Origin of the sequence: Lysinibacillus sp. NPDC097279 (assembly GCF_044761745.1) — a bacterium.
Lineage (GTDB): Bacteria > Bacillota > Bacilli > Bacillales_A > Planococcaceae > Lysinibacillus.
In genome coordinates this window covers 1,673,127-1,689,992 of the sequence record NZ_JBIWDA010000001.1, presented here as the reverse complement: position 1 = coordinate 1,689,992, position 16,866 = coordinate 1,673,127, and the positions used below count along the sequence as shown (strand labels likewise).

The 16,866-nt window shown below is 37.5% G+C and carries 12 protein-coding genes; 10 read left to right on the top strand and 2 right to left on the bottom strand.

Features of this window, described 5'->3' with window-relative positions; translation table 11 throughout:
• Positions 1-15: 15 nt before the first annotated feature.
• Positions 16-2,010: an alkaline phosphatase family protein gene (locus ACIQ1H_RS08480; protein WP_402888034.1), complete on the bottom strand. Its 1,995-nt coding sequence runs from the start codon at positions 2,008-2,010 to the stop codon at positions 16-18.
• Positions 2,011-2,480: 470 nt separating this feature from the next.
• Here ACIQ1H_RS08480 and ACIQ1H_RS08475 point away from each other — a divergent pair, with 470 nt between their 5' ends.
• Both ACIQ1H_RS08475 and ACIQ1H_RS08470 read left to right on the top strand, forming a co-directional pair.
• Complete coding sequence (locus tag ACIQ1H_RS08475; RefSeq protein WP_402888032.1) at positions 2,481-2,927, top strand: hypothetical protein; 447 nt, start codon at positions 2,481-2,483, stop codon at positions 2,925-2,927.
• Between the two features lie 132 nt (positions 2,928-3,059).
• A complete protein-coding gene (locus ACIQ1H_RS08470; protein WP_402888030.1) occupies positions 3,060-3,845 on the top strand; it encodes a VOC family protein in 786 nt (261 codons plus the stop codon).
• A 48-nt stretch (positions 3,846-3,893) separates the two neighbouring features.
• On the opposite strand, the gene ACIQ1H_RS08465 is transcribed toward ACIQ1H_RS08470, so the two are convergent.
• A complete protein-coding gene (locus ACIQ1H_RS08465) occupies positions 3,894-4,094 on the bottom strand; it encodes a cold-shock protein (RefSeq protein WP_004269397.1) in 201 nt (66 codons plus the stop codon).
• Positions 4,095-4,307: 213 nt separating this feature from the next.
• Between ACIQ1H_RS08465 and ACIQ1H_RS08460 the strand changes: the two genes are divergently transcribed.
• From ACIQ1H_RS08460 to ACIQ1H_RS08425, 8 genes are all read left to right on the top strand, one after another.
• On the top strand, positions 4,308-5,987 hold the full coding sequence (locus ACIQ1H_RS08460) for a formate--tetrahydrofolate ligase (RefSeq protein WP_402888028.1): 1,680 nt from the start codon (positions 4,308-4,310) through the stop codon (positions 5,985-5,987).
• A gap of 488 nt (positions 5,988-6,475) precedes the next feature.
• Complete coding sequence (locus ACIQ1H_RS08455) at positions 6,476-8,512, top strand: hydantoinase/oxoprolinase family protein (protein ID WP_402888026.1); 2,037 nt, start codon at positions 6,476-6,478, stop codon at positions 8,510-8,512.
• A gap of 3 nt (positions 8,513-8,515) precedes the next feature.
• Complete coding sequence (locus tag ACIQ1H_RS08450) at positions 8,516-10,195, top strand: hydantoinase B/oxoprolinase family protein (protein WP_402888024.1); 1,680 nt, start codon at positions 8,516-8,518, stop codon at positions 10,193-10,195.
• A gap of 16 nt (positions 10,196-10,211) precedes the next feature.
• Entirely contained in the window at positions 10,212-10,964 is a 753-nt protein-coding gene (locus ACIQ1H_RS08445) for an IclR family transcriptional regulator (protein ID WP_402888022.1), read from the top strand.
• Between the two features lie 22 nt (positions 10,965-10,986).
• Positions 10,987-12,561: an OPT/YSL family transporter gene (locus tag ACIQ1H_RS08440; RefSeq protein ID WP_402888020.1), complete on the top strand. Its 1,575-nt coding sequence runs from the start codon at positions 10,987-10,989 to the stop codon at positions 12,559-12,561.
• Positions 12,562-12,577: 16 nt separating this feature from the next.
• Positions 12,578-13,621, top strand: a complete 1,044-nt coding sequence (locus ACIQ1H_RS08435) for an S-methyl thiohydantoin desulfurase domain-containing protein (RefSeq protein ID WP_402888018.1) — start codon at positions 12,578-12,580, stop codon at positions 13,619-13,621.
• 731 nt (positions 13,622-14,352) lie between these two features.
• Entirely contained in the window at positions 14,353-14,973 is a 621-nt protein-coding gene (locus ACIQ1H_RS08430; protein WP_402888016.1) for an HD domain-containing protein, read from the top strand.
• On the top strand, positions 14,973-16,859 hold the full coding sequence (locus ACIQ1H_RS08425) for an ABC-F family ATP-binding cassette domain-containing protein (protein ID WP_402888015.1): 1,887 nt from the start codon (positions 14,973-14,975) through the stop codon (positions 16,857-16,859). The genes ACIQ1H_RS08430 and ACIQ1H_RS08425 overlap by 1 nt, the downstream gene beginning before the upstream one ends.
• The last annotated feature ends 7 nt before the right edge of the window (positions 16,860-16,866 follow it).

The following is a 16,866-nucleotide window of genomic DNA, read 5'->3' as shown; positions in this document are numbered from 1 at the left end:
TGAGCGAACGTTTAATCATTCTGAATGTTCCTCACTGTTTTGATCTTTAAAAATCCCTTCAATGATTTTGCCTTCTACAAATGAAGGTATTTCTAACCCTAGTAAATCGTAAATCGTCGGTGCTATATCTAAATTAGATGTGGTTTTAATTTCTTTGCCTTTGAAAAATTCTGCTCCAGTAGCGATAAAAATAGGTCTAAGCATGCTTCTATTTGCATCTCCTCCATGTGTTCCTAATTCAATTGGTGGCGAAACATTTTTTTCAACGTCACTCCCCATCACATAGCCAGGTGCACCAATCAACACGACATCGCCTGCATTTTGATGCTCCAGAAGGGTGATATTTTCATTTTTCAATACACTTTCATATGGATGTACTCTTGGCTCCAACAGATGGCTCCACATATTTTTGACATGTTGTTGAACAGTCCCGAATGAAAAATTGTCTGTTTGTATTGCAGACTTCACTTTTTTCATCTCATGTTGAATGATTGCTCCTTTGTTATATGAGACTTCGACAGCTTTAAAAGCTTCGATAATTTGTTCACGGACATTCTCATATTCATCTTGAGGAACAACGCCACCCTTTTCACGATTTTTAAGGTTGATGTATACATTTGCTGCAGATCCGCTCGGAATGGCGTATGCTTTTGATGCTGCATAATTTATTTTCGTTTTATCTTTTGGATCGACCGTTAATAACCCTGCATCTTGTAGTACTTTGTTAGGTGAAAGGGTAGAATGGGCGGGTTCCATTCCATGATCTGAGACAACAAACAAATAATCATTGTCTTGCAGGGAATTCATTGTTGCTCCTACTACTTCGTCGGCTACACGGTATGACCATTCAATATAGCTCATATACTGTTTTGACTTTTCATCTGAATAGTCAGGCTGACGAGGGTCTATCAATAAATACTTATGTTGTTCATGATCAATATGGGGGGCATAAAACATGAGCAAATCAGGATTGTATTGCTGTTTTATATAAAGCGAAACTTTTGTGATCCACATAATACAACGTTTGCTAATCTCCTCATATTCCTGTCTTGTAATCCATCCTTTCTCTAGCGCTTCATCATCATCTTGTGCTGGATAAAATCCAAATTCCTTCTCAATCTCCTCGGCAAATCCTTTAGGACCACTAATTTGACTAGAGGTTACGGCTGTTCTGTACAACTTAATAGGACGGTTAAGTTCTCTGTTCTCTACTTTCATTTTGAACCAAAAGCCCGCACTTTGTTTATCTTTCATATGGATGGGAATAGATCCCCATTTGTTTCCTTTTACAATAGTGTCATCAGCATCTACTTTTTTATCTTCAGATAATATAAACGTGTCATAGTTTTCATGTTGATCATCAGTTGAGTCAATCGCCAAAATATGAATGACACGATCCTTTTCATTTTTCATCTTAATGCGGAATTCCGATTCCTTTAAAGGACTGAAGCTTTTAGGTGACTGAACCCACTCTGTAGTTTTCTTAAAGGTTAGCGATTCCAAATTACTTGGTGCCCATGTTTCACCATGATATATAGAATAATCTCCTTGTTTTTCTTCTTTAGGATTGGCACCAGGAAAAGCTATAGTAGCTGTTGTTTTTCCTTGTTTTCGAGCTTCTTCCCATAATGGGGGTACTTCAATTTCTGCCTTAAAACCGCTTTCTTCATTATCTAAAGTGGTGTTTGGTTCATGAAAATGATTACTTACAATACCTGTTTGTTTTGGCGTAGCCCCAGTGGCAATCGCTGCATGTGAAGGCGCAGTTAGAGAAGGGGTAATAGTAATAGGTTTTTTCGCAGTAACACCATTTTCAAGCATCTGTTTGATATGAGGTAATTTATTCTCTTGCACATATTTTTTAGTATAGTCATTTTTCATTCCATCAAATGAGATAAGGATGACCTTCCGCTCCGTTGTTTCATGATTTTCCTTTGCCTCTGCTTCCTTCATTACGGTGAAAAAGCAAAAATTAAGGACGATTAGGCCTACATACAAAAATTTTTTCATGTTCTTATCCTTCCTGACCGCTAGCTGTTCTAAAAATTGCTTGTCCAAACAAAGAACTTCATAACAGGCAAAATGAAGAGTACCTGTTATGACAATATTTTTGACTATAAAAAGGAGCATTTAAAAATCCACGATGGGAATAGCTCCTTGAATACTCTAGCTGCTTCTGTTCATTTCATTTATAAATAAATACCCATTTTCCTATGCATGAAACTTTTTTGTAGCCCTAAGGAAATGGCTGATGTGAAAACAGGATTTTAGAATTGAGAGGGTAAAAAAAGTCGAGGGTGATAAAAAAATTACTAATGTCAAAAGATAATCATCAGCAATTCGAAACGTAACGATAATCAATAAAACGCAGTTTGCTATTCGAATGTAATTAGAAGGATAATTTATTAGGAACTATTTAAATTTTGGGGCGTATTAATAATAATAAATTAAACTTCTAAGAGGCTAAGGAGGGGTTCTTTATGAAAAAATGGTCACCTTATTTATGGAAATTAATCTGGATAATAGGTTTATTTTTACTCACAATTATCAGTTATGATATTAAAAATGAAGTTAGAGTTATGTCAGCTTCAACATTTAGTATAGCTCCTGTTTTTTGGACTAACTTTATTACTCTCTTTTTATGGGGTGTCTATTTATCACTTATTTTAATAAAAAAATGGACCATTAATATAAATTTGCCTTTACTTATTTGCGTTTGCATTCCTTGTTTTCTCTTTTCAATATTTGTACCTTTAGCCACAATTTTGCCATTATCATTCCCAATAGGTGGCATATGGTTTAATAAAGCTATAAGTTCCTATTTCATTGAAATTGTTGCAGGTTTTACATTCATGCTAAGCATTTTTAATAATTTAAAAAGTGATAATGATAAAAAAGTTGATGACAAAATACATAACAATTCGTGAGTTGTGATTAATCTTGGCTCTTCCAAATACCTAATAAACACCTTAAATTATTTGAATATTGCTAATTTTAATTTAAACCTAGAAAACTAACAGGTAAAGTATATAATGAAAGGACAAAAAGGGGGAAGAAGAATGACTTTGTTTTTTGATCATCTTGTCCATCAAGTTCAATCACCAGAAAATATGAAAGTCTTTTTAAATAAACGTCATATTCATACTGTAAATGGTGGACAGCACACCATGTGGGGAACGTATAATACATTAAGCTATTTTGGGTTAAGCTATATTGAACAAATAGCGATTTATGATCATGCGCTTTTTGAGGAAGCGGCAAAATTACCATATTCCTTACATTATACTTTTAAACAGGACAATGAGCGCTATGGTTTTTCAAGAATTGCTTTACGTACAACGAATATAGAAGAAGAGGCACAGCGTTTAAGTGCGCTTGGTTTTGAAGTTTATGGACCAGATGTATGTAGTCGAACACGACCAGATGGATCGGTTGTGGAATGGAAACTATTACATTTTGGAAAGCAAGAGCAAGAAATCGATTTTCCATTTTTTATTGAGTGGGCGGATAGTGATGAGAAGCGCAAAGATCAATTAAAGGCAAGTGGCGCGATAAAAGCAACACAAAATATATCAATGGAGTCAGTACAGTTTTATGTCCAAGATGCGATGGCTACAGCAAAAGAATGGCAAGAAGTATTACAATTATCTGAGCCAGAAGCACACACAGCGTTTGTTTCATTACATTTGCCAAATATTCGTTTAGATTTTTATGAAGAAGCTGCAGCAACTAAAATGATGCTTGGACGTAAATGTGAAGGACCGTTCGGTGTTACGTTGAGAGACACTGATCGGACGAAGGAAACATTAATTTTTCCTGGAGCATTTTATTGGCTTAACCCATAGTTATAAAAAAAGAAGGAGCTGTTCATTTGTTGAACAGCTCCTTGCCGCTTATAATTTCACAACATTTGACGCTTGAGGTCCGCGATTGCCTTCCACTACATCAAATGAAACCTTTTGACCTTCTTCAAGTGTACGGAAGCCTTCCTCTTGTATACCCGTAAAATGTACAAATACATCTTCTCCATCATCACATTCAATAAAGCCATAACCTTTTTCGTTATTGAACCACTTTACGATTCCTTGTTGCATAAGCATTCGCCTCCAATGCGCCTGAATGTAAAATACTACCAATTAACTCGTGGCATAATTGATAAAAAATGAAAAAATTGCATTTTCTCTTAGAACATACATGAATTGATTCCAGTTGTCAATTGATTGTCGAAATATTGCGTAACTAACTGTGTTTTCTTGCTCAATAAAGTCTATAATGGAGATGAATAATAATAGAAAGTTGGGTGCCAAATGACAACGAAAAATCAACCTTTATCAGATTTAGAAATCGCTAGTCAAGCGGTTATGAAGCCTATTATAGACATTGCAGAAGCGGCAGGTATTCCAGAAGATGCACTAGAACAATATGGTCGCTACAAAGCAAAAATAGATCCATTAAAAATAACAGCGCAGGGCGAGGATGCGAAGGTCGTTTTGGTGACAGCGATAAGTCCAACTCCAGCTGGTGAAGGAAAATCAACAGTAACAGTTGGGTTGGCAGATGCACTTCATCAATTAAAGAAAAATGTTGTTGTCGCATTGCGTGAGCCTTCCCTTGGCCCAGTAATGGGTGTAAAAGGAGGCGCGACAGGCGGTGGGTATGCACAAGTTGTCCCAATGGAAGATATAAATCTGCATTTCACGGGAGACTTGCATGCCATCACAACGGCCAACAATGCGCTTTCAGCCTTTATTGATAATCATATCCATCAAGGCAATGCATTAAACATTGATCCTCGCCGTATCATTTGGAAGCGCGTAATGGACTTAAATGACCGTGCGCTTCGCAAAGTAGTCATCGGTCTTGGTGGTCCTGTGCAAGGCATGCCACGTGAGGACGGCTTTGATATTACAGTTGCCTCTGAAATTATGGCGGTATTCTGTTTAGCGACAAGCATAGATGATTTACGTGAGCGTTTAGCAAGCATTGTCATCGGTTATACATTTGAGCGTGAGCCCGTATTTGTGCGTGATTTACAAGTAGAAGGCGCGCTCACTCTGTTATTAAAAGATGCGTTTAAACCAAACTTAGTGCAAACACTTGAAGGGACACCTGCCATTATTCATGGCGGTCCATTTGCCAATATTGCACACGGCTGTAACTCCATTATGGCAACACAAACAGCACGTAAGCTAGCAGATATCGTCGTAACAGAAGCGGGCTTCGGTTCCGATTTAGGTGCTGAAAAGTTCATGAACATTAAAGCCCGAAAAGCAGGCTTCAAACCAAGTGCCGTAGTGATTGTGGCAACGATTCGTGCGTTGAAAATGCATGGTGGTGTTGCGAAAACAGCACTCGTTGGAGAAAATGTGCCTGCGCTGTTACAAGGCATTGAAAACTTAGCGAAGCACGTGGAGACGATTCGCACATTTGGTGTTGAACCAATCATCGCGTTAAATCGTTTTATTACAGACACAGAAGCTGAACTGGAAGCAGTGCTAAACTGGTGTCAAGAACATGATGTGCGCATTGCCCGTACAAATGTCTGGGAAGAGGGCGGCAAAGGCGGATTAGCCCTAGCAGAGCAAGTACTATCTGTCCTTGAAGAAGAAAATAATTTCTCTCCTTTATACGATGTAGCAGAATCGATTGAAGAAAAAGTGCGTACCATCGTACAAAAGGTCTATGGCGGGAAAGATGTCCAATTTACAGAGCAAGCGAAAAAGCAAATTGCGCAAATCGAAAAATTTGGCTGGGACGAATTGCCGATTTGTATGGCGAAAACGCAATACTCATTATCTGACCAACCGAGTTTACTAGGGCGTCCAGAAGGCTTCACAGTAACGATTCGTGAAGTGATTCCAAAGCTTGGCGCAGGATTCTTAGTTTGTCTAACAGGTGATATTATGACGATGCCAGGTTTACCGAAACAGCCTGCAGCCTTACGTATGGATGTCGATAGTGAAGGACATGCGGTAGGATTGTTTTAATTATTATAAAATATGTAAAGCTGCTCTTTTTAGTCAGAAAGGGCAGCTTTACTATTTAAAAATATATAAAGTAGATAGGTATCATTTTGAAGAAGTAAAAAGCTAGTTAGCCAAAAAAATGGCTATTCGAATGAGTATAGAAAGCTTTCTTTCTTGCTTAATTTTTTTTAGAAGTCTTATGGTAAACAGGGAACATTTAAGAAGTACGGCCTATAAATATATTATGTAATTTAGGACTCTGGTGTATAACCAGGGTCTTTTTATGTTTTATGACTAATATTAGTAAATTTGTGAAATGTAATAGTTGGTTGTATTAATAAATAACTAACCAATAATGCTAAGAAAAAGTAGGTTTTTACATTAAATTTAATTGTCAAATGAATTTTTATTTATAAAATACATTGAATTTTCTTTTTCTTTTAAATATAATTTATTTAATTCTTAATTGGAACAGCGTTCCGATAATAGGAACACGGAGGGATGAAGACTTGAAAATCGCAACAGATATTGGCGGTACTTTTACTGACCTAGTTTACACAGATGAGAAGGGAAATCTTCATTTTGACAAAGGACATACGACACCAGGTCACTTTGAGGATGGTATTTTAAATGTTTTAGGGAGACACGTTACAGAAGAGTCATTGATTGAATCATTTATTCATGGTTCAACGGTCATTATTAATACATTAACGGAAAGAAAAGGGGGCGTAGTTGGGTTAATTACAACGAAAGGCTTCCGTGATGTATTAGAGATTGCTCGTGGTAATCGTCCAGACCTATATAATTTTAAATATAAAAAACCAGCACCTTTTGTAGAGCGTTACTTACGACAAGAAATTGATGAGCGTATCGATTATAAAGGAAATGTTATGAAAGCGCTTAATACCGATGAAGTTGAAGCAATTGTTAGAAAGTTCAAGGAATTAGGTGTGGAGGCTATTGCTATTTCATTGATTCATGGCTATAAAAACCCAATTCATGAATTACAGCTAAAAGTAGAAATTGAAAAGCTTTGGCCAGAAGTGTACATCACACTTTCAAGCGAAACGATTAAAGAATATCGAGAATATGAGAGAACAAATACTACCGTTTTAAATTCATATGTAAAGCCAATTGCACACGCATATTTAAAAAGCCTAAAAGAAAAATTAAGCACGATTGGTATAACAGAGCATTTGAAAATAATGCAATCAAACGGAGGAACGACAAGCTTTGATAAAGCGATGGAATTGCCAATTAATTTAGTCGAATCTGGTCCTGTAGCGGGTATGTTTGGCGCTGCAAAATTAGGAGAGCTTTTAAATGAATCCAATATAATTGCATTTGATGTTGGTGGAACGACAGCAAAATGTTCACTTATTACGGAAGGAAAAGTAAATGTTACAACAGATTACTATATTGAAAGAAATGAAAAATTTGCAGGCTATCCAATTAAAACACCTGTTGTAGATATTGTTGAAATCGGTAATGGTGGTGGTTCCATCGCACGCATCGATCCATTCGGCTCCTTAAAAGTTGGTCCAGATTCTGCTGGTGCAAATCCAGGTCCTGTTGCTTATGGCTTAGGCAATATGCAGCCAACAATTACAGATGCAAATGTCTATTTAGGGAGATTATCATTAGAAAACTTCGATAATCCAGTGTCTATTGACAAAGTGGAGGAAGCACTAATTGCAGCAATTGCGAAACCGTTTAATGTGACAGCAGAGGAAGCAGCGCAAGGAATTTTAGATATTGCCAACTCTAATATGCTAAATGCACTTAAGCTCATTTCTATTCGTAAAGGCTATGATCCTGAGGATTTTACAATGGTTGCCTTTGGTGGTGGTGGTCCACTACATGCGATTAATCTAGCTGAAGAACTGGGCATGAAGAAAGTAATTATTCCATATGGCTCATCGGTCTTTTCAGCATTAGGGATGATGATGACGGAATATCGACAAGATTATATTCAAACAAGCTTAATGAATTTTGATAAGCATCATTTAGCTGCTATTCAAACAAATATTGATGAGGCTATTGAAAATGCTTATGCGGATGCACCTTTATCGAAGGAACATTATTATTTCGAGATTAATTATGATTTGCGCTATAAAGGTCAGGAGCATGCAGTTAAATTGAATTCATCAAATATTTCGCTTCATGTAGAAGAGCTAGCTCAATTAGCAAATGCTTTCCATATCAAACATAAACAAGAGTTCTCTTTTGACTTACCAGAGACTGCGATAGAGCTAGTAAATTTACATCTCACTATTTATGGGAAAGATGAAGCGGTCCAGTTTAAGGAGTTAGATTTCTCACATATTGATGCTTCAACATGTATAAAAGCAAAACGAAAGTTATACGTCAAAGGTACAGGCTGGGTAGAGGTCAATGTCTACGATCAACAAAAGTTAGTACCTGGCTATGTTATTGCTGGTCCTGCTATTGTGGAAAGCCCTACATCTACAGTTGTGATAAATGACAAGCAATCTATTGAAATAGATAAATACGGCAATCTAATTGTAGAGATGGAGGGGAAATAACACATGAAAAAAGATGTTTTTGCTATAGAAATTATTCAGGATTCATTGCTGGCCATTGGAGATGAGATGTTTGTTGCTTTAGCTCGCTCATCTATGAGCCCCGTTATCTATGAGGTTTTAGATTATGCCTGTGGTTTAACTGATGCCAATGGTAATTTGATTAGCCAAGGTAATGGTGTGACAAGTTTTATTGGGATGTTGAGTCCAATGGTTCAACGTGTCATAGAAAAATATGATAATGGGAGAAAATTAAACGAAGGTGATGTCATCATTATTAATGACCCTTATGTTGGAGGGGGCTCTCACTTATCAGATGTAGGATTGGTTTTACCAATCTTCAATAATGGTGAAATTATTGCTTATTCTGCAAATAAAGCTCACTGGACCGAAGTAGGGGGGATGGACCCTGGTTCATTTACAAGTAATTCGAATGAAATTTATCAGGAAGGCCTTCAGCTACCTGGTGTAAAGCTTTATCAAAAGGGCGAGCTCAATGAAGGCATTTATGAAATCATTTCTACAAATGTTCGTCTACCAGAGCTTTCTATTGGAGATATGTTTGCACAAGTAGCAGCCTTAAAAACAGGTGAAAAAAGGATTGCAGAACTTTGTCATAAATTCGGTGCTGAATCGGTGAAGTTGTCCATTCAAAAATTATTGGACAAGGGTGAAAAGATTGTAGAGTATGAGCTTCAACATTTACCTAAAGGTGAATTTTATGCAGAAGACTTTATTGAAGGCGATCCATTAAAAGGAGGACCTTATCCAATTCAAGTGAAAGTAACGATTAGCGATGAAGAATTTATTTGTGACTTTAGAGGCTCACATCCTGCTGTGAATGTGCCTGTAAACTGTTCACAATTTGGTTTAATGGCGAGTGTTCGTGTAATGTTCTTAGCATTACTTGGAGATATTGACGTGATTAATGAAGGTGTCTTTAAACGCTTAACAATTCTTACAGATGATAATTCAATTGTCTCAGCCAAACGTCCGCATCCTGTTTCAATGAACTTTGAAGCACGTATTGGAGCAGCAGACTTAATTTGGAAGGCGCTTGCACCTCATTTACCAGAAAGATTATCAGCAGGACATTTACAGTCGGTATGTACATTTATCTTAACAGGCAAAAATCCTGAAAATAATGAATCCTTCCTAATCGTTGAGCCTTCAGTAGGTGGCTGGGGAGCGTCAAATGATGAAGATGGGCAAAGTGGACAATATTGTATGGGAGATGGGGAAACATATAATCTTCCTGTAGAAGTTGCAGAGACTAAATACGGAATTCAGATTGACGAATATAGCTTAAATTGCGATGGTGCTGGTGCAGGGCAATATCGAGGTGGCCTAGGTGTACGCCGAGTTTATACGGTTAATCATGATGGTCAAAAGGTTTCTGTCAACCTAGGTAGACATAAATTTGCACCATTTGGCTTAAATGATGGTGAGGAAGGCTCGTATAACTATTTAGTTATTCATAAAAAAGATGGCACAAAGGTGGGACCCGTAGGAGTACTCGCCAATTATGAATTGCAGAAAGGCGATCGTATTGAGCTTGTCACAGCAACAGGGGGTGGCTATGGCAATCCACAAGAGCGAAGTACGAAAGCGATTGAAAAAGATCTAATAAATGGATATATTTCTTTAGAGGTAGCCGAAAACCGTTACGGCTACGAAAACGCATAAAAGGAGAAATATATAAATGACTGTCAAGACATTAAAAAATTCATTGGATATACTAGAATGCTTTGCAACTACAGATGGCGCATTAGGTGTACGTGAAATTTCACGCATGACAAAACTGCATACAAGTGTTGTGCAAAGAACCATCAATACATTTACTGAAGCAGGGTATTTATTACAGGATGAAGCTACAAAAAAATATAAATTAGGTTATAAAATGTTTATATTTCATGACAAGCTTTCTAACTCAAGTGACCCTCACTTTACAATTTATGAGTTGATGCAAAGTCTTGCAAGTGAAATTAATGAATCAGTATTTCTAACTTATATGGATAATGAGTATGGTGTCACAACAAAAATTGCTGAAAGTAGTAAGAATATAAAATATGCAGTGTCCTTAGGTACAAAAACACCGCTTTATGTCGGTGCTTCTTGTAAAGTTATGTTTGCTTATTTAGACAAAGAAAGGCAGCTTGAATTGTTAGCCTATTTTCATGAAAAGCAGTCGGAAGAGGAGCTTAAAAAGCTTCTTGATAGTTTACAAGAGGAGTTACAAGCCATACGACAAAATAAGTGGTGTGTTACTGTCGGGGAGTACAATGAACATGCTTTTGGTATAAGTGTACCATTATTCAATTATAAGAAAGAAATCATGGCATCTCTAACAATTTCTGGATTAGTATATGACATTGACAATCAAAGGGAGAAATACATGCTTGAACAGTTAGTGAAAATTGCTCATCAAATTCAATCTCACATATCTAAACTATAACTACAATAGGGGACCTGACACTATGAATAATAAAGTATTACATCCGCGGGCTTTGGAACCTGTAACTTTACTAATGATTGTCTTAACATCTGTGGTAGGGGCAATTATTGGGATACAGCTGATTACGACTTTAGGGATTTCTGCTAATACATCTATCATTGGTGCAATATTTGCGATGATTTTAGGAAGAATTCCAATTGGCAAGCTAATTGCATTCAAATCCGTGCATAGACAAAATATTATACAGACAGCAATATCTTCGGCTACGTTTAGTGCAGCGAGTAGTCTAATGTTGCCAATTGGTATTCCGTATGTTTTAGGTTATGAAAATTTAGTTTTACCATTGTTTATTGGTGTTATATTAGCGATGTTTGTGGATGCTTTATTATTATATAAATTTTTTGATACTAAGATTTTCCCAGCAACAGGTACCTGGCCGCCAGGGATTGCAACAGCAGAGGCTATTAAAGCTGGTGATAAAGGCGGTAAAAATGCAAAGGTTTTAATTGGCGGTGTGTTAATCGGTATTGTGGGGTCTATTCTTAAAATTCCTATGTCAGCTTTTGGGGTAGCATTTATCGGAAATATTTGGGCGCTTACGATGTTTGGAATTGGTCTTTTACTAAGAGGTTATTCGGTTCAATTATTTAATGTCGATTTGAATGAATATTACATTCCACATGGCATTATGATTGGAGCGGGCATTGTAGCCCTTTTCCAGGTTGCTTTTACTTTGCTAAGTAAAAGATCGACTAAAGAGTCAGAAGAATTAATCTATTCAAAAGACCAAAAAGAAATTCGACAAGGTTTTGGTGTAGGTTTTGTTGCCTATTTAGCGATTGCATTATTAATTGCTTTAATAGGTGGTATGATTTCACATATGTCTTTTGGCATGCTAATCGGCTTTATCATTTTCGCTACAATTGCAGCATTTGTTCACGAACTTATCGTTGGGATTGCTGCTATGCATGCAGGCTGGTTCCCTGCATTTGCAGTAGCGTTTATCACACTAATTGTCGGAATATTAATTGGTTTCCCAGCACCTGCTCTTGCTTTGTTAGCTGGCTTTAGTGCGGCAACAGGGGTAGCATTTGCAGATATGGGCTATGACTTGAAAACAGGTTTTATTTTACGTGGAAATGGCAGTGATCCTGTATTAGAAAAAGAAGGGCGTAAACAGCAAATGATTGCTGGGATGCTAGCATTTTCAATTTCTGCAGTCGTAGTTTTACTTTCATATCAATCGTATTTTGCACAAGGTTTAGTAGCACCAGTTAACCATGTATATGCAGCCACTATCCAATCTGGAGTGACTGGAGACGTAGCAAAACAGCTATTAATCTGGTCGATTCCTGGGGCATTGATTCAATTAATTGGCGGTTCAAAGAGACAAATGGGTATTCTGTTTGCGACTGGTTTATTACTAATCAATCCGATAGCTGGTTGGGCAGTGTTAGTAGGTATTTTCCTTCGTGTGATTTTCACTTATATGACAAAAGGTAAGAAAGAATCTGAAATGACTGTATTTGCAGCAGGTGTTATTGCTGGAGACGCTTTATATAGCTTCTTCTCTTCTATTCTGAAAATAGGAAAATAGAAAGGGGTAAGGGCGCATGGGAAGGGTGTTAACGTATAAGGATGGTTTAGCTGCTGTTTATGGAGGTGCAATACTTGGAGGCGGTGGTGGCGGCCTCCTTGCGGAAGGTTTAAAGTTACTGGAGGAGATTTTCGCTTCAGGAAACCCTCAACTTATCGATATAACGGCATTAAACCATGAAGATTTAGTAGCCTGCGTTGCAATGGTTGGTGCACCTTCAGCAGAAGAACAATATGTATCTAATGACCAGCTTTGCTGGAGCTATCAACAGATGAATGCCTATATGGATCATCGATTAAAAGGAATTATTACGAATGAAAATGGTGCCATAACGACAATCAATGGTTGGTTACAATCGGCATTACTGAACGTACCAGTCGTTGATGCCCCTTGTAATGGACGGGCTCACCCGACTGCTATAATGGGTTCCCTAAATCTACATGAGCAACAAGATTATCAATCTGTTCAATTTTATGCAGGTGGAAAAAATGATTTCGCTATTCAAGGCTTAGCTGAAGGTAATTTACAAAACACTGCAAAGACAGTTCGTCATGCTTCTATTCTAGCTGGAGGAATGGTAGCGGTGACACGTAATCCAGTAACAATAGGCTATTTAACAGAACATGGCGCACCAAATGCAATATCTGCCGCGATTGAGCTCGGGTATAGCTTCCTAATTGGGCGAACAATGGATGAAAAATTAAATAATATTATTCATCTGTTAAATGGCGAGCATATCGTATCTGGAACAGTAAAGGATTTTACTCTAATAAGGGAGAATGGCTTTGATGTCGGGAGCTTAACTGTTGGGGATGTTGAGTTAACTTTCTGGAATGAATATATGACATTATCAAAGGCAGGGACCATCCAATCGAGATTTCCAGATTTAATCATGACATTTGATATTGAAGGGATGGTACCTGTACCAAGTGCAAGCATTAAAGAAGGCATGCATGTAGCTGTTATTCAAGTTGATCAAAGCCAGTTAAATTTAAGCTCCACGATGAAAAATGCTGAGCTGTTACAGGAAATTGATGCGGTGATTGGTAAGGATTTATAAAAATAAATAGCAACAAAGCAATCTAATTAATAAAAGCTGCCTACATCTCTTCAAGATGGGCAGCTTTTATTGTTCCTTCAGCGGGAGGGTATTACATACGATCAATTTCTTTCCTACTTCCTTCATAACGTATTCTTACTCATGGCTTAAATGAACTTTCGTTATTTAAATGAATTATCGAATATTGTTAACACGACTCCAATAAAGCGGCCTTTCGCAAAATGTTTGCATTGTTGGCTATACATTAATCATTAAGGGAGAAGTTACGTTCAACATTGTAAAAGAAGGTAACATCGTTTAATGAAAAATCCATAATTACTTGCTACATTTGGTAAAAGCCTTCGTGGTCGCGAAAACAAAGCTAACTGGTTGTTCACATTTTTGTATTGTACAGCTACTATGCGGGTTAACAAACTTGAAAATTTAGGGAAAGTGTTCACTTTTAATTGAAGATGATCGGTTACACTATACGCATTTCATTGCAAAACAGTATTCAATTGTATGCCCGCTGAAGTTGTTTAAAATTGTAAAACACATAGTTTTTGTACACTACGCAAATTGTGAGCTTACAGAACAATAAAGTTTGTTCTGTATTTTTATCCTACAATATTCTGAATAATTAGTCAATTGATATGTATATTTTTATTTGTTTTCCAATATAGAAGGCGACATCGTTACACTTCACAAAGCAATACAGTATAATAGGCAAAGAGAAAGGACTGAGTATTAATATGAATGAGTTAAAGAACAAAGTACGTAGCATATATGAGCAATTTGATGCAAGTCATGACTTTCAACATATAGAACGTGTTTATCAAAATGCGTTAGCGATTTTACATACAGAGCCTAATGCAGATGCAGAAGTTGTAAAAATGGCGGTGCTTTTGCATGATGTCAGTGATAAAAAGTATACGGATAGTAAAGAGCAAGAAGACCAGTTGATTAACGATTTGAATATAAGTGAAGCAAAAAAACAACATATTCGTGATTGTATCGCACAAGTGTCATTTAATGGTGGTAATGAGCTAGAGGCTACTTCTATTGAAGCGAAAATTGTCCGTGACGCGGATCGTTTAGACGCAATAGGAGCGATTGGAATAGCGAGGACATTTGCTTATGGTGGTGCTAAAGGTCGGAAATTATATGATGACTTAGAGAAAGCACGAACAACGATGTCTGAGGAAGATTATCGTAGTAAAAATACGTCGTCTGTCACTCATTTTTACGAGAAGCTTTTATTATTAAAAGAATTAATGACGACAAACAAAGGTAAGCAAATGGCTAAGGAACGCCATCAATTTATGGTATGCTTTTTAGAGCAATTACAAAATGAAAGAGATGGAAAAGCATAATGAGTCATTTAATCGTACAAAATTTAACGAAGACAGTGGGCGATAAAACGCTCTTTCAAAATATCGAGTTTACAATCTATGAAGGGGAACGTGCAGGTCTGATCGGTATTAATGGGACAGGTAAGTCGACGTTGTTATCTATTTTAGCTGGTCAAATCGAGGCGGATACAATAGATATTGATCGTCCTAATAAGTATCGTATTGCTTATTTACCCCAAGAGCCTACATTTAATAGTGGCGAAACGGTACTACAGGCAGTGTTTGCGGGTGATTCTCCCGTTTTACAACTCAATCGCCAATACGAAGAGACGGTTGCGGCACTCGCATTAAATCCTACATCCGAAAGCTTACAAAAAACATTGTTTAGCTTACAGCAGCGTATGGACGAGGAGCAAGCTTGGGACGTCAATGCACTTGCAAAAACTGCCCTAACAAAGCTAGGCATTGAAATGTTCGATAAGGAAGTGTTAACCCTTTCAGGCGGTCAACAAAAACGTGTCGCTCTAGCGAAAGTGTTAATCGAACCAGCAGACCTTTATTTATTGGATGAGCCGACCAACCATCTAGATGTACAGTCAACAGAATGGCTACAGGAAATGGTAATGCGCTTAAAAGGTGCTGTGATTTTCATTACCCATGATCGTTATTTCTTAGATGAATTGTCGACGCATATTTATGAAATAGCAGACCAAACGTTGTATCGCCATACAGGGAACTATGGAGACTTTTTAGAGGCGCGTGCAATTCGTGAGGAAATGGCTGCAGCTTCAGCTCAAAAGGACCGTAATCGTTATCGTTCAGAGTTAAAATGGATTCGTCGTGGTGCGAAGGCACGTTCTACAAAGCAAAAGGCTCGCATTCAGCGCTTCGAGCAACTTGAAGATAACTTAGAACGCAAGTCAGATGATGTTTCGCTTGAATTGGGCTTAGCAACAACGCGACTTGGACGCAAAGTATTAGAGGCAGAAAATATATCGAAGGCTTTCGGTTCGCAAAAAATAGTCGAACAATTTACGTTTTTACTGCAACAAGGTGATCGCATCGGTATAATTGGTGCCAATGGTGTTGGCAAATCGACTTTACTCAATATGCTTGCTGGTGAACTTTCGCCAGACAAAGGAGAGATTCATGTCGGTTCCACTGTAAAACTGGCACATTTTAAACAAACGTTACCGAAGATGAATGAAAATGAGCGCATGATTGAATATATTCGCGAAGCGTCAAATGATATTACTGATGCAGAAGGTGTACGTTATTCCGCTGCGCAAATGCTGGAACGTTTTTTATTCCCATTACATGCACATGGTACACCAATTGGTAAGTTGTCTGGTGGGGAACGTAAGCGTCTGCACTTATTAAAACTATTAATGGAGCAACCAAATGTGCTATTACTGGATGAGCCAACAAATGACTTAGATATTGAAACACTTGGGGTATTAGAGGACTTTATCGAACATTTCCCAGGTGTCGTTATAACAATTTCCCACGATCGCTTCTTCCTCGATCGTATTGCCAAAAAACTTTGGGTTTTAGACGGACAAGGACATGTAGATGAGTCACTTGATATTTATAGTGATTATTTACAGAAGCGCGAGCAGCAAACGTCAGTGAAGGTGGAGGCACCGAAAGCAGACAAGCAGAAGGTCGAGAAGCAGAAATCAGATAAGAAAAAACTATCATTTAAAGAACAAAAAGAATGGGAAACCATTGCAGATGATATAGAAAAAACAGAGACTGCAATTATGGAAACCGAAGAAGGTATTGCAAGCGCTGGCGCTGACTTTACTAAATTACAAGAGTTAACGGCTAAGCTAGATGAGCTGAATGCACATTATGAGCATCTAATAGAAAGATGGTCGTACTTAGATGAAATCGTAAACGGATAAGGAGCGT